The organism is Microbacterium sp. NPDC008134 (assembly GCF_042957055.1).
Taxonomy (GTDB): domain Bacteria; phylum Actinomycetota; class Actinomycetes; order Actinomycetales; family Microbacteriaceae; genus Microbacterium.
In genome coordinates this window covers 1,535,613-1,555,025 of sequence record NZ_JBIBHO010000001.1, presented here as the reverse complement: position 1 = coordinate 1,555,025, position 19,413 = coordinate 1,535,613, and the positions used below count along the sequence as shown (strand labels likewise).

Annotated in this window: 17 protein-coding genes and 1 tRNA gene; 5 read left to right on the top strand and 13 right to left on the bottom strand. The window is 69.3% G+C overall.

What is annotated here, in order from left to right; translation table 11 throughout:
• Nucleotides 1–3 precede the first annotated feature (3 nt).
• The gene (locus tag ACFY9N_RS07300) at nt 4–990 is read left to right on the top strand and encodes a hypothetical protein (RefSeq protein WP_391477746.1); all 987 of its coding nucleotides are present in this window, start codon (nt 4–6) and stop codon (nt 988–990) included.
• Here ACFY9N_RS07300 and ACFY9N_RS07295 read toward each other — a convergent pair whose 3' ends face one another.
• Nucleotides 991–1,968, bottom strand: coding sequence for a DNA topoisomerase IB (locus ACFY9N_RS07295; RefSeq protein ID WP_391477745.1), 978 nt, complete (start codon nt 1,966–1,968; stop codon nt 991–993).
• 136 nt (nt 1,969–2,104) lie between these two features.
• Here ACFY9N_RS07295 and ACFY9N_RS07290 point away from each other — a divergent pair, with 136 nt between their 5' ends.
• Nucleotides 2,105–3,067 carry a hypothetical protein gene (locus ACFY9N_RS07290; RefSeq protein WP_391477743.1) on the top strand — a complete coding sequence of 321 codons (963 nt, stop codon included), beginning with the start codon at nt 2,105–2,107 and terminating at the stop codon, nt 3,065–3,067.
• Between the two features lie 81 nt (nt 3,068–3,148).
• Here the strand turns inward: ACFY9N_RS07290 and ACFY9N_RS07285 are convergent.
• The 8 genes from ACFY9N_RS07285 to ACFY9N_RS07250 form a co-directional block, all read right to left on the bottom strand.
• Nucleotides 3,149–3,220: transfer RNA gene (locus ACFY9N_RS07285), tRNA-Gln, on the bottom strand.
• Between the two features lie 168 nt (nt 3,221–3,388).
• Entirely contained in the window at nt 3,389–4,894 is a 1,506-nt protein-coding gene (gene gltX, locus ACFY9N_RS07280) for a glutamate--tRNA ligase (RefSeq protein ID WP_391477742.1), read from the bottom strand.
• A 12-nt stretch (nt 4,895–4,906) separates the two neighbouring features.
• Nucleotides 4,907–5,677 carry a class I SAM-dependent methyltransferase gene (locus tag ACFY9N_RS07275; RefSeq protein ID WP_391477741.1) on the bottom strand — a complete coding sequence of 257 codons (771 nt, stop codon included), beginning with the start codon at nt 5,675–5,677 and terminating at the stop codon, nt 4,907–4,909.
• The gene (locus tag ACFY9N_RS07270) at nt 5,674–6,939 is read right to left on the bottom strand and encodes an MFS transporter (RefSeq protein WP_391477739.1); all 1,266 of its coding nucleotides are present in this window, start codon (nt 6,937–6,939) and stop codon (nt 5,674–5,676) included. The genes ACFY9N_RS07275 and ACFY9N_RS07270 overlap by 4 nt, the downstream gene beginning before the upstream one ends.
• Nucleotides 6,936–7,712, bottom strand: a complete 777-nt coding sequence (locus ACFY9N_RS07265) for a fumarylacetoacetate hydrolase family protein (RefSeq protein WP_391477738.1) — start codon at nt 7,710–7,712, stop codon at nt 6,936–6,938. The genes ACFY9N_RS07270 and ACFY9N_RS07265 overlap by 4 nt, the downstream gene beginning before the upstream one ends.
• An 82-nt stretch (nt 7,713–7,794) precedes the next feature.
• The gene (locus ACFY9N_RS07260; protein WP_391477737.1) at nt 7,795–8,895 is read right to left on the bottom strand and encodes a branched-chain amino acid aminotransferase; all 1,101 of its coding nucleotides are present in this window, start codon (nt 8,893–8,895) and stop codon (nt 7,795–7,797) included.
• A 61-nt stretch (nt 8,896–8,956) separates the two neighbouring features.
• Nucleotides 8,957–10,000 carry a 3-isopropylmalate dehydrogenase gene (locus tag ACFY9N_RS07255; RefSeq protein ID WP_391477736.1) on the bottom strand — a complete coding sequence of 348 codons (1,044 nt, stop codon included), beginning with the start codon at nt 9,998–10,000 and terminating at the stop codon, nt 8,957–8,959.
• Nucleotides 10,001–10,067: 67 nt separating this feature from the next.
• On the bottom strand, nt 10,068–11,603 hold the full coding sequence (locus tag ACFY9N_RS07250; protein WP_391477734.1) for an MFS transporter: 1,536 nt from the start codon (nt 11,601–11,603) through the stop codon (nt 10,068–10,070).
• A gap of 94 nt (nt 11,604–11,697) precedes the next feature.
• Between ACFY9N_RS07250 and ACFY9N_RS07245 the strand changes: the two genes are divergently transcribed.
• Nucleotides 11,698–12,243 (top strand): TetR/AcrR family transcriptional regulator, encoded by a 546-nt coding sequence (locus tag ACFY9N_RS07245; RefSeq protein ID WP_391477732.1) that lies wholly within the window; start codon nt 11,698–11,700, stop codon nt 12,241–12,243.
• A 53-nt stretch (nt 12,244–12,296) separates the two neighbouring features.
• On the opposite strand, the gene serA is transcribed toward ACFY9N_RS07245, so the two are convergent.
• The 3 genes from serA to ACFY9N_RS07230 form a co-directional block, all read right to left on the bottom strand.
• A complete protein-coding gene (serA, locus tag ACFY9N_RS07240) occupies nt 12,297–13,901 on the bottom strand; it encodes a phosphoglycerate dehydrogenase (RefSeq protein ID WP_391477731.1) in 1,605 nt (534 codons plus the stop codon).
• Between the two features lie 107 nt (nt 13,902–14,008).
• Nucleotides 14,009–14,344 carry a hypothetical protein gene (locus tag ACFY9N_RS07235; protein ID WP_391477730.1) on the bottom strand — a complete coding sequence of 112 codons (336 nt, stop codon included), beginning with the start codon at nt 14,342–14,344 and terminating at the stop codon, nt 14,009–14,011.
• Nucleotides 14,341–14,835, bottom strand: a complete 495-nt coding sequence (locus ACFY9N_RS07230; protein WP_391477729.1) for a hypothetical protein — start codon at nt 14,833–14,835, stop codon at nt 14,341–14,343. Before ACFY9N_RS07230 ends, ACFY9N_RS07235 begins: the two co-directional genes overlap by 4 nt.
• A gap of 59 nt (nt 14,836–14,894) precedes the next feature.
• Between ACFY9N_RS07230 and ACFY9N_RS07225 the strand changes: the two genes are divergently transcribed.
• Nucleotides 14,895–15,809 (top strand): hypothetical protein, encoded by a 915-nt coding sequence (locus ACFY9N_RS07225; protein WP_391477727.1) that lies wholly within the window; start codon nt 14,895–14,897, stop codon nt 15,807–15,809.
• 16 nt (nt 15,810–15,825) lie between these two features.
• Here ACFY9N_RS07225 and ACFY9N_RS07220 read toward each other — a convergent pair whose 3' ends face one another.
• Entirely contained in the window at nt 15,826–16,488 is a 663-nt protein-coding gene (locus tag ACFY9N_RS07220; protein WP_391477726.1) for a GntR family transcriptional regulator, read from the bottom strand.
• 73 nt (nt 16,489–16,561) lie between these two features.
• Between ACFY9N_RS07220 and ACFY9N_RS07215 the strand changes: the two genes are divergently transcribed.
• Nucleotides 16,562–19,396, top strand: a complete 2,835-nt coding sequence (locus ACFY9N_RS07215) for an FAD-binding and (Fe-S)-binding domain-containing protein (protein WP_391477725.1) — start codon at nt 16,562–16,564, stop codon at nt 19,394–19,396.
• Nucleotides 19,397–19,413: the final 17 nt, after the last annotated feature.

The window sequence follows — 19,413 nt, the reverse complement described above, 5'->3', positions numbered from 1 at the left end:
CGGATGCTCCGCCTGACGCATCTCCTGAGCGGTCGCGGCGGCCTGCGGCTCGTGCTGCTGTCGGTCGCCTATGCCGCGATCGCCGCGCCCATCGCACTGTACCTGTTGCCGGCGGCTTTCGGACTGGAGGGGGTGCCGCTGCTGGCCGCTCAGATCGCCGTGTTCGTGGGGGGCGCGGCGGCGGTGGCGTACGTGGCGGTCATGCTCCGCCGCGACGAGAGGCGTCGGGCCGGACTCCGTGCACTCGCCGCCGGGATGGGGTGGAGCTATCGCGAGGACGTGAGCGATCGCGTCTGGGGCGGATCCGTCGACGAGCAGATCGAGCGGTCGAGTCGCTCTTCCCGCGATCTCATCGACGCGCGGGAGGCGGAGATCCCGTTCGACTCGATCGAGCGCACCTTGGTGGTCGGAGATCGGGAGGGAGCGACGGTGCACCGGATCCGCGCGGTGCGCATCCCGCTCGCCGCCGAGGCACCGCGCATCGCTCTGCGGTCGCGGCGGGGCGGCGGAGCGCTGAGTCTGCTCCCCCGCCGGCCCCGCGGACGGGGGGAACTCACGCTCGAGGGCAACTTCAGCGACGTCTTCGAGGTCTCCGTGCCGGCCGGCTACGAGGCCGATGCGCTGTACGTGCTCACGCCCGACCTCATGGCGATCCTGCTCGATGCCTCTTCCGATCTCGACCTCGAGATCGTCGATCGCACACTGCACGTCTACTTCCCGGCGATCGACCTGACCGACCCGCGGGAGGCGAGGCGCTTCCTCACGGTCATCGCGGCCCTTCACGAACGCTTCGCTCGACGCACGGCGCTCTACCGGGACGAACGCGCCGCTCCCCTCGACCCGTCCACCTATCGACGGGACGGCGACACGCTCGCCGCACAGGCACGCACCCTCGACACCCGCACACGTGTCTGGCCGATCGTGCTCGCCGTTCTGACGCCGCTGGTTCCGCTGCTCATCGCAGCCGTCTGGCTGCAGTTCCTCGGCTGATCAGCGCCGCCGCTTCTCATCGAGCAGCAGACGCCGGATCGCGCTCTCCGGCGACACGGAGAGATCGAGCATCCTCCCCCGTCCGTAGAGCGTGAAGACGCGCGGATCGATGTAGCTGTCGCGCGCGACCGCGACCGTGTTGCCCAGCGCGGAGGCGGTCGCCTGCACCGCCAGGCGCTCGGCCTTCGCGCGATCCCGCCGCTTGTCGAGCGGGCCGATCCGGGCGAGGGCGTCGGCCGCGAGGATCGTGCCGTGGAGGGTGCGGAAGTCCTTGGCCGTGAACGCGGCGCCGGTGACATCGCGCAGGAAGCCGTTGACCTGCGCGGGCGTGATCTTGACCCGCCGCCGACCTCGGCGGTAGGCCAGGAGCGGTGCGCGATCCGGGCCGGCCGAGAGGTCGTCGAGAACCGCGGCGAGCACATCGTCGGTGATCTCGATCGCCGCCGTCTGCCCACTCTTCGCGGGGAAGGAGAGCGAGACGGAGCTGCCGTCGACACGCACGTCGCGACGGCGCAGAGTGGTGAGCCCGCGGCTCCCGTGCCGCGCGAGATAGCGTTCCGATCCGATCCGCAGCGCCCCGTCGTCCAGCAGCCGGAAAGCCGTCGCGAGGACCTTGCGCTTCGAGAGCGTCTCCTCCTGCAGCGCGCGAGTGACGCGTCCCCGCGCGTGCGGGAGCGCCTCCGCGAGGGCCAGGGCGCGCCCGAACTTCTTCCGGTCGCGCTTGACGCGCCACAGCGGGTGGTAGAGATACTGTTTGCGTCCGGCGCCATCGACGCCGACCGCCTGGATGTGCGCGAGCGGATCGACGGCGATCCAGACGTCCGACCAGGCCGGCGGAATGACGAGATCCTGGATGCGCTCGCGATCAGCCTCCGGCACCGGATGCCCGTCCTGATCCACGTACCGGAAGCCCTTTCCGGATCGCTTCCTCCGGAAGCCGAGGTCTTCACCGGGGATCACACGCACGAGAGCTGCCATGCAAGCACTCTCCCGGCCGCGGTGCCGAGCCGGAAGGGGCTGGCCCTGCTCCGGCGCGCTCTGCTAGGCGTCGCGTGATGGGGAGGAATGCCCATCGGATTGTCGCGCGCCACGGGTTTCTGCCATCATCGCCAGCATGGGCCTGTCACTCGATGAATTCCGTTCGTACCTCCTGAACCCGCAGGCGCGCCAGTCGTTGGGTATTCAGCTCTCGGATGCCGAGGCCCAGCAGGTCGTCGCCGACCCGCAGGCGAGCCAGAGCTGGTACGGCTACTGGCAGTCGATCAGCCAGCCCGCCCCGCCGGCGCCCGCGCCAGCGCCTTCTCCCACGCCCGACGGGTATATCGGCGCACCGGCAGGCGGCTTCGCCGCGGCACCCCCGCCCGCTGCTGTCCCCGCTCCGCAGCAGCCGGCGCCCGATGCTTCGGCATCCGACACCCCCACGGCCGCCCACGGCGCCGCACCCGCTGCCGTCGCGGCCCCGGCCGCATTCGCCCCGACCGCACCGTACGAGGGAGCGAACGGCGCACCCTACGCCGGCCCCGGGGATGCGTATGCCGCGACGGCGCCGTACGGCATGCCGGGAAGCGACGCCCCCGCCAAGAAGAAGCGCACGGGCCTCTGGGTCACTCTCTCGATCGTCGGAGCGCTGCTGATCGCCGCGATCATCGTCGTCGTCATCGCTTTCACGACCGCGCGCCACTGGACCAAAACCGACGTCGCCGAGAAGCCCGAGACGTTCCACACCGAAGAGTACGAGACCGGACTGTACAACGTCGCGGACGACGGCGTCAGCCCCTGCACGGTCAACCAGGACTGGACCGACTGCATCGGCCTCATGGAGGCGGAGTACGCCGGTGCGTGCGCCGACGTCGAGCTGACCGGTTCCGCCACGCTGCTGTGCACGCAGCACCGCACCGAGATCGACCGCATGCGCGACCTCGACCAGGAGGGCATGTACGTCTCGTCGCTCGGGTCGTTCGGCCATCTGACGAAGACCGCCGAGACCGCGACCCGCGAGGTGTCGAACGAGGACTACGAGCCCGCCGTGACGCACGAGGCCGTCTGCTACCTCGAGTTCATCGGAGAGTGCGAGTAGGCCCTTCGGGGCACTCGCCCCTCGGGAAAAGCAAGAGGCCCGGGTTCCGCATCTCGCGGAATACCGGGCCTCTTCGTCTTGCTGGGGTACCTGGACTCGAACCAAGAACAACGGAACCAGAAACCGCCGTGTTGCCAATTACACCATACCCCAAGGGCGAAACCTGAGCCTCGCACCGAGAGTCAAGCCTACCCGACGGATCGGGATGCGCCAAATGGAGCGGCTCCCGCCGCGCGTGTCGCGCTCCGTCACGAGAGCCCCGAAGGCAGAGAGGAGGACCACCGCGAACGGGCTCCTCCTCTCTGCGCATCGGCAGCCTGCTCAGCTCGCGAGCGTCTCCGACAGCAGACGAAGACGACGCAGCGTCTCGTCCTTGCCGATCAGCTCCATCGACTCGAACAGCGGCGGTGATACCCGGCGACCCGTGATCGCCACGCGCGGCGGGCCGTAGGCGACGCGGGGCTTGAGCTCGAGGTTCTCGACGAGCGCCGTCGCCAGAGCATCCTGGATCTTCTCCGGGGTGAACTCGGCGACCGGCTCGAGGGCGGCGACGCAGGCATCCAGCACCTCGCCGGCGTTCGCCGGGAGCCCCTTGAGCGCATCCGCCTCATAGGCGATGTCGTCGGTGAAGAGGAAGCCGAGCATGCCAGGCACCTCTCCCAGCAGCTGGACGCGCTCCTGCACGAGCGGTGCGGCGCGGAACGCGAGCACGAGCTGCTCATGGGTCGGCTCGTCGAAGAGCCCGGCCGCCGCGAGGTACGGGATCGTGCGCTCGGCGAAGTCCTTCACGTCGAGCATGCGGATGTGGTCGCCGTTGATCGACTCGGCCTTCTTCTGGTCGAAGCGGGCCGGGTTCGGGTTGACGTTCTCGATGTCGAACGCGGCGATGAACTCGTCGAGCGAGAACACGTCGCGGTCATGACCGATCGACCAGCCGAGCAGAGCGAGGTAGTTGAGGAGGCCCTCGTGGATGAAGCCGCGCTCACGATGCAGGAAGAGATCGGCCTGCGGGTCGCGCTTGGAGAGCTTCTTGTTGCCGGTCTCCCCCAGCACGAGCGGCATGTGCGCGAAGCGCGGCACGAAGGTCGTGACGCCCGCGTCGATGAGCGCGGCGTACAGCGCGAGCTGGCGAGCGGTCGAGGGCATGAGGTCCTCGCCGCGCAGCACGTGCGTGATGCCCATGAGCGCATCGTCGACCGGGTTCACGAAGGTGTACAGCGGGATGCCGTTCGGGCGCACGACCACGAAGTCGGGGAACGACCCCGCGGGGAAGGTGACCTCGCCGCGGATGAGGTCGACGTAGGTGAGGTCCTCATCCGGCACCCGGAGGCGCAGTGCGGGCTGGCGCCCCTCGGAGCGGAAGGCTGCCTTCTGCTCCTCGGTCAGGGTGCGGTCGTGGTTGTCGTAGCCGAGCTGCTTCGCGCGGCCGTTGGCCTCGTTACGCGCGTCGATCTCCTCGGCGTTCGAGTAGCTCTCGTACAGCGCGCCCGTGGCGACGAGCTTGTCGATCACACCGCGGTAGATGTCGTGGCGCTGCGACTGGCGGTACGGCTCGTGCGGCCCGCCGACCTCGACGCCCTCGTCCCAGTCGATCTTCAGCCACGTGAGCGCATCGACGAGCTGACGGAAGCTCTCCTCGCTGTCGCGCGCCGCATCGGTGTCTTCGATGCGGAACACGAGCTTGCCGCCGTTGTGGCGGGCGTACGCCCAGTTGTAGAGAGCGGTGCGGACCATGCCGACGTGCGGCAGGCCGGTGGGCGACGGGCAGAAGCGGACGCGGACGTCGGCACCGCTGGCGGTCGTGGTGAGGGGATGAGGAGTAGCCATAGCCCTTCGATTCTAGAGCGCGCGCCCCACCGCCACCGCCGCGCTGTGGAGCAGCGGAATCACCTCGCCCCGCGCGTGGGCGGCGCACGCCGCATCGAAGCCCGATCTGAACCGCGCCCGCTCCGTGCGATCGAGGGCGCGGTAGAACTGACCCGCCGAGGCGACACCGCCCTCGGCAGAACTCCACAGCGCCTCCGGCGATGCCTCCCACGTCCAGGTGCGCTCGCTCGTCGAGAGATCCCGCCACCCGGCATCCGTGAGCATCGCCGCGAATCCGGCGACGGTCCGGTCGAAGTCCTTCTCAGCCGGCAGCCGCTCCCCCGCTGCGGGAGTGATCCCGGCGCGCTCGCACACCTCGACCCAGAACCACGACGGGGACGACGTCCAAGTCGTCGCGGCGAGCATCCCACCCTGCGCGGCTGCGCGGCGCATCTCCCGGGCGGATGCGCGCGGATCATCGACGTGGTTGAGGACGAAGTTCGCGGTCACCGCATCGAAGGACGCGGTCGAAACCGGGAGCGCCGGCAGCGCCCCGGCGATGAACGGGAGACCCGGATGGGTACGTTCGGCGACTCGTCGCATCGTCGGCTCGGGTTCGCAGCCGGTCGCCGTCCACCCGGCTGCCGTCGCGCGGGCGACGAGCTCTCCCGTTCCCGCACCCGCATCGAGCAATGAGCGGCCGTCGGCCGTCCCGAGCGCGTCGAGCAGCACGTCGATCGTCCCGGCGCAGAGCGAGGCGTACGAGTTCCCGTAGGCCTCGCCGACCCCCGCCCAGGACTTCATGCGCGTCGCCGCCCGAGGGGCGACAGCACGACGATCGCCAGCACCAGGACGGATGCCGCGATGCCGAGTCCCGCGTACTGGAAGTTCGACAGCACGACTCCGGCCAGCACGGCACCGGCGGCCGCCGACAGGCTCATGAGCGAGTCGCTGCGACCCTGGCGACGCGTGCGCAGCTCGGGCGCACTCGCTTCCGTGAGGAGCGCGGCTCCGGCCACCGTCGCGGCGCTCCAGCCGAGCCCGAGGAGGATGAGCGCGACCATGACGCCCCACGCCTGGTCGTTGGCGAAGATCGCGAAGACCAGCGATCCGCCCAGCAGAACCTGCCCGAACAGCACGACCTGCAAGCGCCCCCAGCGATCGGCGAGGATGCCGAACACCGGGGAGAGCGCATACATGCCGGCCACGTGCAGCGCGATCGTGATCCCGACGAGCTGGGAGACATCCGCCGCGGCCGCTGCGGCGTCGTGGTGCGCATGCATACTATGCGCCATGTGCGAGAGATGGATCGGTGTCATCGCCATCACCGACGCCATCACCACGTGGGATCCGGCGATCGCGAACATCGCGTACCGCGCGACCGTCGGGCGGTCGGTGATGGCGACGGTCTCCGTCTTCGCCGCCGAGACGGCCAATCTCTGCGCGGTCAACAACGGGTCGGGACGAAGTGCGACGAGGTAGAGCACCAGGGCGGCCGATTGCGCGACGAACGAGAAGACGTACGACCCGGTCTGCGGCGGCATCCCGATCGCGGCGCCGACGATCTCTCCCGGCCCGAGCAGCAGCGGACCGGCGACACCCCCGATCGTCGTCGCCCACACCACGATCGACAGGTCGCGTCCGCGATGGGCCGGGGCGGCGAGATCCGTCGCGGCGAAGCGCGACTGCAGGTTGCCTGCGTTTCCGGCGCCGATCATCAGGATGCCGACGAGGAGCAGCGGGAAGACGCGCAACGATGCCGCCAGGATGACGACCGCGATTCCGACGAGCGCGAAGAGGTTGCCGAGCGTCAGCGCCCGGCGGCGTCCGACCCGCGCGGCAAGCCGGGCGAGCGGGATCGCACACAGCGCCGCACCGAGCGTGACCGATGCGGTGGCGAGTCCCGACAAGGCGTCGTCGCCCGAGATGTCGGCGGCGAGAAGCGCTCCCAGCGACACCGTCGCCCCGAAGGCGATGCCGCCGAGCACCTGGCCGAGCGAGAGGACGAGGACCGTGCGGCGCTGCACCGCCGACTGCTGGGCGGCGGTGAGGGCCTGCGCGCTCATGCCGCGGGAACGGCGTCGCGCACGGCGCTGCGCAGAATACCGAGACCGGTGATCTCGACCTCGACGGTGTCGCCGGCCACGAAGGTGCCGACACCCGCAGGCGTCCCGGTGAGGATCACATCGCCCGGCAGCAGGGTGAAGACGGCCGACGCGTAGGCGATGATCTCCTCGACCGAGTGGATCATGTCGGTCAGGGGCGCCTTCTGCCGAACCTCACCGTTGACGCGCGTCTCGATCGTCGCCGCGGACGGGTCGAAGTCGGTGTTGATCGTCGGGCCGAGCGGGCAGAACGTGTCGAACCCCTTCGCCCGCGTCCACTGGCCGTCCGCGCGCTGCAGGTCGCGCGCGGTCACATCGTTGGCGATCGTGTATCCGAGCACGTAGTCCAGCGCATCCTGCGCGGCGACGTTCTTCGCGACCTTCCCGATCACCACGGCGAGCTCGCCCTCGTACTCGGTCTGCTGCGAGATCGCGGGGCGCACGATCGTGTCGCCCGGGCCGATCACGGCCGTGTTCGGCTTGAGGAAGAGCAGCGGCTCCGCGGGCGCCTCTCCCCCCATCTCGGCGGCGTGGTCGTGGTAGTTCTTTCCGACGCAGACGATCTTCGAGCGCGGGATGACCGGCGCGAGGATCACGGCATCGGCGATCGGCACACGATCACCCGTCGGCTCGTAGCCGGCGAAGAGAGGGTCGCCCGAGAGGACGACGAGATCTTTCTCATCGACGATCCCGAAGAGGATGGCGTCGTCATGGCTGAATCGGGCGATCTTCATGCATCCAGCCTATCCAGCGGGCCGGACGACGAGACCCCGCTTTGCCGGTTCTGCAAAGCGGGGTCCCAGAGAGTCGGCGCGGTCAGGCGTCGAGACGCAGCAGCCAGCCGTGGCGGTCCTCGCGCCGGCCGTACTGGATGTCGGTGAGCTCTTCGCGCAACGACAGCGCGAGCTCGCCGATCGGCTGGGGCTCGTCGAAGCCCTCACCCACGAGTGCGCCGATCGGGGTGACGACGGCGGCGGTACCGCACGCGAACACCTCGGTGATGTCACCCGAGGCGACGCCCGCGCGCCACTCGTCGATAGAGATCGCACGCCGCTCGACCGTGTACCCGCGGTCCTCGGCGAGCTGCAGCAGCGAGTCGCGCGTGATGCCGTCGAGGATGCTGTCGGACTCGGGCGTCACGATGCGCCCGTCCTTGAAGACGAAGACGACGTTCATGCCGCCGAGCTCCTCGACGTCGTTCTTCTCGTTGAGGAAGACGACCTGGTCGCAACCCTTCGCGCTCGCCAGCGCCTGGGGCAGCAGGCTCGACGCGTAGTTGCCGCCGGTCTTCGCCTTGCCCGTGCCTCCGCGACCGGCGCGGGAGTGGTCCTCGGAGAGCCAGATGCGCACGGGCTTCACGCCACCGGTGAAGTACGCCCCTGCCGGGCTCGCGATCACGTAGTACGCGACCTTCTGCGCGGCGCGGACGCCGAGGAAGGCCTCCTTGGCGAACATGAACGGGCGCAGGTAGAGGCTCTGGTCGGCGCCGGACGGCACCCAGCGACCGTCGACGGCGATGAGCTGACGCAGCGACTCGATGAAGTACTCGGTCGGGAGCTCCGGGAGCGCGAGACGGCGCGCACTGGCCTGCAGGCGCGCGGCATTGCGATCGGGACGGAAGGTGTGGATCGACCCGTCCGCGTGACGGTAGGCCTTGATGCCCTCGAAGATCTCCTGGCCGTAGTGCAGCACGGATGCCGCGGGGTCGAGCGGGATCGGGCCGTACGGCTGCACGCGCGGTCGGTGCCAGCCGCCCTTGACCGACCAACAGATGTCGACCATGTGGTCGGTGAAGACGACGCCGAAGCCGGGATTCTCCAACACTTCGGCTACTCGCGCGGCCGAGGCCGCGGCGAGGTTCTTGGTCACAGCGAAATCGAGCGGAGCCACTGCTGCCTGTGCGTCGATGGTCGTCATGGTGATGTTCCGTTCTGAGGGGTGTACGCGTCCTCGCGCGGTTCCAGCCTACGCCTGCGGATCAGAGGCGTGCGGCGATCGCGGAGCCGATCTCGGCGGTCGTGCGCGCGCCGTCACGGCTCGCGATGTCGGCCTCGACCGCTGCGCTGACGCGTGCGGATTCGGCCGTGAGGCCGAGGTGGTCGAGCAGCAGCGCGATCGAGAGGATCGCAGCGGTCGGATCGGCCTTCTGCTGCCCCGCGATGTCGGGCGCCGAACCGTGCACCGGCTCGAACATCGACGGGAAGGCGCCCGAGGGATTGATGTTCCCCGAGGCGGCGAGTCCGATGCCGCCGGTGACGGCACCGGCGAGATCGGTGAGAATGTCACCGAAGAGGTTGTCGGTGACGATGACGTCGAAACGTGCGGGGTCGGTCACGAGGAAGATCGTGGCGGCATCGACGTGGAGGTAGTCGACCGCCACATCGGGATGCTCGGACGCGACCTCGTTGACGATCCGCTGCCAGATGGCACCGGCGTGCACGAGCACGTTGGTCTTGTGAACGAGCGTCAGCTTGCGGCGACGACGCTCGGCGAGTTCGAACGCGTAGCGGACCACGCGCTCGACACCGAAAGCGGTGTTCACCGAGGTCTCGTTGGCGATCTCGTGCGGCGTGCCCTGACGGATCGCTCCCCCGTTGCCGACGTACGGACCCTCGGTGCCCTCGCGCACGACGACGAAATCGATGTCGCCGCGGTTCGCGAGCGGGCCGGTCGCTCCGGTGAACAGCTTCGAGGGGCGCAGGTTCACATAGTGGTCGAGAGTGAAGCGGAGCTTGAGCAGCAGTCCGCGCTCGATGTTGGCGTCCTTCAGACGCGGGTCGCCCGGCGTTCCGCCGACGGCGCCGAGCAGGATCGCGTCGTTCGACGAGATCGCGGCGAGATCGTCGTCGGTGAGCGTGTCGCCGGTCTCGAGGTACCGCGCGGCACCGAGCGAGAAGCGGGTCTTGTCGAATGTCACGTCGGTGTCGGCGGTGACCGCGTCGAGCACCTTCTCCGCTTCGGCGACGACCTCGGGACCGATGCCGTCACCCGGGATGACGGCCAGCTTCACGACACGCGACATGACACTCCTTGCTTCGGGAACCGAGCCGCGATCAGTCGTCGACGGCTCGGTTCCCCCAGCGTACTGGTCACCGCGGGGTGCGCGTGCGCAGTGTGACGGCGGCGATCACAGCCGCGACTATGACGAGCCCCGCACCGATGAGCGAGGTGATGAAGACGCCCGAGCCGAAGGCATCCGCCGCCGCCTGCCACAGCTCGTCACCCAATGCACCCGAGACCTCGTTGGACGCGGTGTACGCCCCGGCGAGCGTCTCGCGGGCGGCATCCGCCGTTCCCGCGGGCAGTCCCGCGGGAAGCACGATCGCCGCGCGGTAGAACGCGGTGATGATGCCGCCCAGAACCGCGGTGCCCAGCACCGCACCGAGTTCGTAGGCGGTCTCCGAGACCGCGCTGGCCGCGCCGGCCTTCTCGGCCGGCGCGCTCGAGAGGATGAGCTCGTTCGAGATCGTCTCCGCGGCGCCGATACCGATGCCGAGCACCACGAACGCGAGGATCAGCGGAGCGACCCCGTGCTCGTGTGTCGTGAACGCCACGATCAGGTACCCCGCCACCGAGAACGCCAGACCGATCGGCACGACGAGGTGAGGGGCGACCCGCCGCGAGATCGGCACGACGCCGAGCCCCGCGACGATCATCACCGCCATGCCGGGCACGAGGGCGAGACCGGCCATCATCGGCGACAGCCCGAGCACGAGCTGCAGGTGCTGCGAGACGAAGTAGAGGAAGCCCACGAGTGCGACGACGCTGAGCAGGTTCACGAGGATCGCACCCGAGAACGTCCCCCGCCGGAAGAGCGCCATGTCGAGCATCGGGATCTCCGCGCGGAGCTGGCGGCGCACGAACAGCACGCCCATCACGATGCCGAGGAGCGCCCAGGCGCCGGCGACGACCGTGGGGCCGTCGACGGCGAGCGACTTGATGGCGTAGACGACGGGGATCATGGCCGCCATCGACAGCGCGATGCTGACGACGTCGATGCGCCCGGGGTTGGGGTCGCGGCTCTCGGGTACCAGAATGGGCGCCGCGATGAGCAACGGGATCAGGACGGGCACGGCGATCAGGAACACCGAGCCCCAGCTGAAGTGCTCGAGCAGGAACCCTCCGACGATCGGGCCGAGCGCCGACCCGGCGGAGAATGCGGATGCCCAGACCGCGATCGCGAGACGACGCTGGTCGCGGTTCACGAAGATCGACCGCAGCAGAGAGAGCGTCGACGGCATCAGCATGGCGCCGAAGAAGCCCAGGAGCGCACGCGCGGCGATGAGCAGACCGGCGGTCGGCGCGAAGGCGGCGAGCACCGATACGGCGGCGAATCCGCTCGCGCCGATCAGCAGCATCCGTCGCCGGCCGAAACGGTCGCCCAGCGTCCCCATCGTCACGAGGAGTCCCGCGAGAACGAGCGGATAGACATCGATGATCCACAGCTGCTCGGCGCCGGAGGGCGCGAGAGCGATGGAGATCTCGGGCAGCGCGAAGCTCAGCACCGTGTTGTCGACCGACACCAGCAGCACCGGCAGCATCAGCACGATGAGCGCGGCCCATCCGCGGGCTCCGACGCGGGGGGCATCCGTTCCTGCCGTCGGAATCGACGCGGTCCGGGTCATGTCACACCTCTCACTTTCTGCGGTGGTATTACTAAACCGTCCGGCTGGTATAGTAACAGAATCCGCCCCGATCATTGACTGTGCAGAGGACCCGATGCCCCGACCACCCCTTGCCCGAGAGCGCGTGCTCGACGCCTTCGAAGAGCTCGTCCTCACCGAGGGCGAGCGCGCCGCGACCATCGAGGCGACCGCCAAGGCCGCCGGGGTGTCGAAGGGCGGTCTGCTCTACCATTTCGGCTCGCGCGACGAGCTCGTCGCCGGGCTTCTCGATCGCCTCGAGACGCTCACGACGCGAGACCTCGAACGCATCATCGCCGCCGAAGAGGGACCCGTCGCGTATTACATCCGCACCTCGGTGATGGAAGACGACGCGCTCGACCGCGCCCTCGTCACCGCCTCACGCCTCGCCCAGGGCGGATCGGCCGAGGCCGGCGACGCCCTGCGCCACGCGCGGCACCGGTGGGAGGATGCGATCCGCCCGCACGTCCGTGATCAGACCAGCCTCGATCTGGTGATGCTGGTCAGTGACGGCCTCTACTTCAACAACTCCCTCGACGTGAACGGTTCCGAGCACGTCGTCCCCCAGAACGCACAGCTCGCCGCGCTCATCGACCTCGTCCTGAGCACGACCGCGCCCTGACGACGACGAAGGGCGAGGCGCTCGCGCGCCCCGCCCTCGACTTCCGATCGTGATCAGATCTCGGTGATCTCGATCTGACGGAACAGGTCGGCGTCGATCGCGCTGCGCACATCGTCGAGCAGTTCGTCGGAGACCGGCGAGTCCAGCGTGAGGACGCTCAGCGCCTGGGCGCCGGCGGCCTCGCGGGCGATCTGCATGCCGGCGATGTTGATGCCCGCCTCGCCGAACTTCTGCCCGTACACGGCCACGATTCCGGGGCGGTCGGTGTAGAGCATCACGACGTGGTGCTTCTCGATCGGGAGCTCGAGCGCGTGGTCGTTGATGCCGACCAGCTTCTCGGCCTGCTTCGGGCCGGTGAGCGTGCCCGAGACCGAGAGTTGCGAGCCGTCGGAGAGAGCACCCGTGAGCGTGATGACGTTGCGGTATTCGGCGCTGACGTCGTCCTTCAGCAGACGCACCGCGATCCCACGCTGCTCGGCGAGCAGCGGAGCGTTCACGTACGACACCGTCTCGCTGACGATGTTCGTGAAGACGCCTTTGAGAGCGGCGAGCTTCAGCACACTCACGTCGTAGTCGTTCAGCTCGCCGTGCACCTCGACATCGAGGCTCGTGAGCGGCGACGTCGCGAGGGCGGCGAAGATCTGACCGAGCTTCTCCACGAGCGAGATTCCGGGGCGCACGTACGGGTCGATGACACCACCGGCGACGTTGACCGCGTCGGGGACGAGGTCGCCGCCGAGGGCGAGGCGCACGGAACGGGCGACCGAGACGCCGGCCTTCTCCTGCGCCTCTTCGGTGCTGGCGCCGAGGTGGGGGGTGACGACGACGTTCGGGAGGTCGAGGAGTGCGTGAGCGCTGCCGCCCTCGACCGGCGGCTCGGAGGTGAAGACGTCGAGACCGGCACCGGCGATCTCGCCGGCGACCAGCGCCTCGCGCAGAGCCTCTTCGTCGATGAGGCCGCCGCGAGCGACGTTGACGACGAACGCGCTCGGCTTCATGGCCGCGAACTGCTCCGCGCCGATCATTCCCGTGGTCTCGGGGGTCTTCGGCATGTGGATCGTGAGGAAGTCAGACTCCGCGACGAGCTCGTCGAGGGAGAGGAGCTGCACGCCCAGCTGCTGCGCACGTGCCGAGGTGACGTAGGGGTCGTAGGCCACGACGCGCATGTCGAACGCGGCGAGACGCGCGGCGACCAGCGCGCCGATGCGGCCGAGACCGACGATGCCGACGGTCTTCTCGAAGAGCTCGGCGCCGGTGAACGAGCTGCGCTTCCAGGCTCCCGCGGAGAGCGAGGCGTGGGCGGCCGGGATGCGGCGCGCGAGGCTGAGGATGTGACCGACGGTGAGTTCGGCGGCCGAGACGATGTTGGAGGTCGGCGCGTTGACGACCATGACGCCGGCCGCGGTGGCGGCCTTGATGTCGACGTTGTCGAGTCCGACGCCGGCACGGGCGACGACCTTCAGCTTCGGCGCGTGAGAGAGGGCCTCTTCATCGATCTGCGTAGCCGAGCGCACGAGCACGGCATCCGCCTCCGACAGCGCCGAGAACAGCGCCTCGCGGTCGGTGCCGTCGACATTGCGGACATCGAAGTCCGGGCCCAGGGCCTCGATCGTGGCGGGAGAGAGAACTTCGGCGATGAGCACAACGGGCTTCGGCACAGTGGATCCTTCGGGGCAACACAATAGGGGCCGATGCGCCGCACTCCATGGGGGCGCGATCGGTTCCACTGTACCCGAGGGGATCGCTCGGTCTGACCGTGTGACGCCTAGGACGAGGCGATGAGTCCGAGGCTCAACGAGAGCACGCAGAGCCAGAACACCGCCACGATCCCGAGACCGGCGAGCAGCACCAGTGCCAGTTCACCCGCTCGACGGCGGCGGCCGATCGCGAAGGCGAACACGAAGACGAGGGCGGGGAACACCACGCCGAACAGCAGGGTGATCCACCCTCCACCCGTCAGTCCGCCCTGCGCCATCTGGATCAGGTGCGCGACGGCGTTCCACACCGCGTACGCGTAGAACAGCCCGGCCAGCCCGAGAACGAGGCCGATGACCCAGCGCGGCGAGGTCCGCGTGCTGTCGCTGCTCCGCTCGGTGATCATGCTCCGATCACCCCCACGGTCACGAACGGCCACGGCACGAGGAGCACGACTCCGAGTAGGAGGAGGGATGCCCTCACCCACGACGCCCGCCCGCGAGTGAGCACCCACGTGGCCAGGAACCACAGCGCCGGTGCGGCGACGGCGAGCACGAACCACGGGAGGAACATCTCGTCGGCGACGAAGAAGTTCGCGAGCGGCTTGAGACGCAGACCTCCGACGACCCAGCCGATCGAGTACAGGAGGTACACACCACCGACGACACCGGTGATGAGCAGCATCGCCGTGCTCAGCGGAGCGCTCTCCTCCCCTTCCTCGGAGTCGGGATCCGGAGCCTCACCGACAGAATCCTCGACCGGCGAGGCGACGCGATCCGCGACGACGGGGGGCGCCGTATCGACCGCCTTCTTCTCGCGCTTCACCGGAGTCGGACGCGCTCGGGACGCGTCGTCATCACCGTCCCAGCTCAGGGCGTCATCGGAATCGGAGATCATGTATCCAGCGTAGGACACCGCGCCCACTAGGCTCGGCCTCACACCGAGGAGGGGCCATCGTGACCGAGCAGAGCACACCGAGCGCCGAGGGCGTCGAACCACCCGCGAACTGGAAGCCGACGCCCGAGGCGAAGGCGAAGGCCACTCGCTTCCGCTGGATCGCCGGAGTCCTCTGGCTCCTCGCGATCATCGGCGAGGCGGTCGGCATCTTCTGGCTGCTCCGTCAGCGCGTGTTCGTCGGCGAGGACGGCACCCTCGTGCGTGACGCCGACACCGGCCTGCTCGAGGAGCAGGGCGTCACGGCCCAGTTCCCGCAGTGGGCCTTCATCGCACTGCTCGTGCTCCTCGCGGTCATAGCCGCCCTCTCGATCACCGGTTCGGTGCTCTGGAAGAAGGCCAATCGCCTCGATCCCGCCCGCAAGTCCGACACCGTGCGCTTCTTCGTGCAGAACCAGCTCGGCGCGATCATCGCCGTCGTGGCGTTCCTCCCCCTGATCATCCTGGTCTTCCTCAACAAGGACATGGACAAGGGGCAGAAGACGACGGCCGGCATCGTCGGCATCGCGCTCGCGGCGATCGCGGTGTTCATCGGCATCGACTTCGACCCGCCCTCCGTCGAGCAGTACACGGCCGACCAGTCCGCGGTGATCCAGCTCCTCGGCAAGGACGAGGTCGTGTGGGTGGACGGCGGCGCTGTCTACCACGTGTGCGACGAGGTCCCCGCGATCCAGACCGGCAGCGAGATCCGCACCGGCACCACCGCCGAGGCGGTGGAAGCGGGCAAGATCCGCCTGACTCTTCAGTTCGGCTCCGAGCTGCGCGCCTGCGGCCTCGCCGTCCCCGAGAACGACGACGAGATCACCGACGCGCTTCGTGCCATCCAGGCCGGGCAGGTCGACACGGTGCTACCCGCGCCGGTGTGGGCAGACCCGTCCGAGGCCCCGATCGTGGTCGAGGACGCCCCGGCGAACTGATCGCCGTCGTCGTCGCTCAGTCGGTGCCGAGCGCGTCGACGAGACGCTCCTGCGCCGACGAGAGGTGGATGCCGAGCACCGCGGTGGCCCGTTCGGCTTCACCGGCGGCCAGCGCGTCGAGGATCTCGGCGTGCTGGGCGGCGATGACTCCGGCGTCGAGCAGACGGCGCCCCTGCACCTGCGCCATGCACATCCGCGCCTCGTCGAGCACGCTGCGGTACATCCGGCCGGTGCGCGTGCTGCCGAGGGCGTCGATGAGCGCGGTGTGGAAGCGCAGATCGGGATCGACGGTGGCCGGGTCCGGCCCTGCCGGCATCGCCTGGATCTCGGCGTTGGCCGCGACGGCCGCGGCCGGGACGGTTCGCGTGCCGGCGAGTTCGCGCAGCGCCGCGCTCTCGAGTCGCGCTCGCGTGCGGTAGACGTCCCGCACGGTCTCCGGATCGATCGCCACGACGCGGGCGCTGCGATGCGCGGTGCGCTCGAGGAGCCCCGAGGCGACGAGTTGCTCGATCGCGGCCTTCGCACTCGGACGCGCGACCGCGTACTCCTCCGATACGAACGCTTCGGTCAGCGCGGATCCCGAGCGCAGATCACCGCTGAGGATCCGATCGCGCAGCCGGGAGGTCACGGCGTCGACGACCCCGACGACGGCGATCGGGGCATCCGTGGAGCTGTTCACCCGTACAGACTAGCGAGATCGACGACTTCGGTACACTTGTCAGACAATCTTCCATCAGTGCCGAGGAGCCCCCGTGTCGATCACTCTCGCCGAACCACTCGATCCGACGATCCTCGGCCCGTCGACCGAGGTGCACGCACGCTCGATCGATCGGTTCGCCCGTGCGCACGACGCCTCCCACTATCTGCTCGTGCCGGATGCCGTCCTCTCCCCCAGCGACGCCGACGGGGTCGCCCGGGTGTTCGACGCCGTCCGTGCGGCGGGGCGCACACTCACCTTCCGTTCCGGCGGCACGAGCCTCTCGGGGCAGGGAGTGAGTGGCGACATCCTCGTCGATACGCGCAGCGGGTTCCGCGACATCCGCATCGAGGACGACGGCGCGTCGGTTCGGGTGGGCCCCGGCGCCACCGTGCGCCAGGTGAACACGCGCCTCGTGCGCCACGGCCGCAAGCTCGGCCCCGACCCCGCCAGCGAGATCGCCTGCACGATCGGCGGCGTCGTGGCGAACAACTCCAGCGGCATGGCGTGCGGGATCATCGAGAACTCCTATCGGACGGTGGAGTCGCTCCTCCTCGTCCTCCCGAGCGGCACGATCCTCGACACCGCGCTCCCCGACGCCGAGGAACGACTGCTCGCGTCCGATCCCGACCTCGCCGCGGGCCTCCTGGCCCTCCGCGAACAGCTGCTCTCCTCCCCCGAGAACGTCGAGTTCGTGCGCCGTCAGTTCTCGATGAAGAACACGATGGGCTACGGGATCAACGCCCTCCTCGACTTCGACACCGCGGTGGGCATCCTCGAGCACCTCGTGATCGGGTCGGAGGGCACACTCGCCTTCGTCGCCGAGGCACGCTTCCGCACCATCCCGATCCGTCCGGCGATCGCCACCGGTCTGCTCGTGTTCACCACGTTGTCCGACGCGATGGCCGCCCTTCCCGACCTCGCCGATCTCGGCCTCGCGACGATCGAGCTCCTCGACGCGGCATCGCTCCGCGTCGCGCAGGGACTCGCCGACGTGCCCGCCGCGATCGCCGACATCGCGGTCGACCAGCACGCGGCGCTCCTCGTCGAGGTGCATGCCGGCAGCAGCGAGGAGTTGGCGGCCGAGAGCACGACGGCGCTCGCGCACTTCGCGACCCTCCCCCTCGCGATCGCGGCGTCGCTGACGACCGACGGCGCCGAGCGCGCCGCGCTGTGGCATGTTCGCAAGGGCCTCTACACGGCTGTCGCGGGAGCACGGCCCTCCGGCACCACCGCGTTGCTCGAAGACATCGTCGTGCCGGTCGACCGTCTCCTCGCGACCTGCGAGCGCCTGATCGAACTCTTCGCCGCCCACGACTACGAGGGGTCGGTGATCTTCGGTCACGCCAAGGACGGAAACGTGCACTTCCTCCTCAACGAGCGCTTCGACGACCCCGACAGCGTCGCGCGCTACCGGCGCTTCACCGACGACCTCGTCGACCTCGTGCTCGGCCAGGGCGGATCGCTGAAGGCGGAGCACGGCACGGGGCGCATCATGGCACCGTTCGTCCGTCGACAGTACGGCGACGAGCTCACCGACATGATGTGGTCCATCAAGCGCCTGTTCGATCCCGCGGGAATCCTCAATCCCGGCGTCGTGCTCTCCGACGACCCCGACTCGTACCTGCACGACCTCAAGCGCGTGCCGACCGTCGAGAACGAGGTCGATCGCTGCGTGGAGTGCGGCTATTGCGAGCCGACCTGTCCGAGCAAGAGCATCACCCTCACTCCGCGGCAGCGCATCGTGCTGCGGCGCGACATGGCCTGGGCCGAAGAGCAGGGCGACACCGCGCTGCTCGAGGATCTGCGCGCCGACTACGACTACGACGGGGTGCAGACGTGCGCGGTCGACGGGATGTGCGGGGTCGCATGCCCCGTCGACATCAACACCGGCGACCTCGTCCGACGACTCAGGGCCGAGGAGTCGTCGAAGGTCGAGGACGGCCTGTGGGATGCCGCGGCGAAGGGCTGGGGTGCGGTGACCCGCGTCGGCGGCGCGGCGCTGACCATCGCCTCCGCCGTTCCCGCGCCACTCGTGACCGGCGCGACCCGTGTCGGCCGCGCGCTCCTCGGCGCCGACACCGTTCCGCTGTACGACGGCGGACTCCCGCGCGGCGGGACCAAGGCCCCGGCTCCCCAGAACCCCGCGGACGCTCGTGCGGTCTTCTTCGGAGCGTGCATCGGCACGATGTTCGGCGCAGAGGGACACGGCGAGGGATCGCGGGACGCGGTGCGCGCTCTTCTCGATCGAGCCGGGATCGCCGTGGTCATCCCGGAGGACGCCGGGGGAATGTGCTGCGGCACGCCCTGGAAGTCGAAGGGCCACCTCGCCGGCTACGACCGCATGACGAAGCGCGTGCTCTCCTCGCTGTGGGAGGCGAGCCGGTTCGGGGAGCTTCCGATCGTCTGCGACGCGGCATCCTGCACCGAGGGCCTCCACACGATGCTCGCGAAGTCCGTCGCCGAGTACCCGGAGTACGCCGGCCTCGTGATCGAGGACGCGACCACCTACATCGCCCGCGAGGTTCTCCCCCGCGTCACGGTGTCGTCGAAGCTCGACAGCGTGGCGGTGCATCCGACCTGCTCCACCACCGCGCTGGGCGCAACGGGCGCGCTGACCGAGATCGCCGCGGCTGTCGCATCCGATGTGTTCGTGCCCGATGGCTGGGGATGCTGCGCCTTCGCCGGAGACCGCGGGATGCTGCATCCCGAGCTCACCGCCAGCGCGACGGAGGTCGAGTCCGCCGAGGTGCGTGCGGCCGACGCCGATCGGGGCGGCTTCGACGCCTTCGTCTCGGCGAACCGCACCTGTGAGATCGGGATGACGCGCGCCACGGGCCAGCCCTACCGGCATGTCGTCGAGGTGCTCGAGGAACTCACGCGCCCCTGAGACCCCGAGAACGAGAA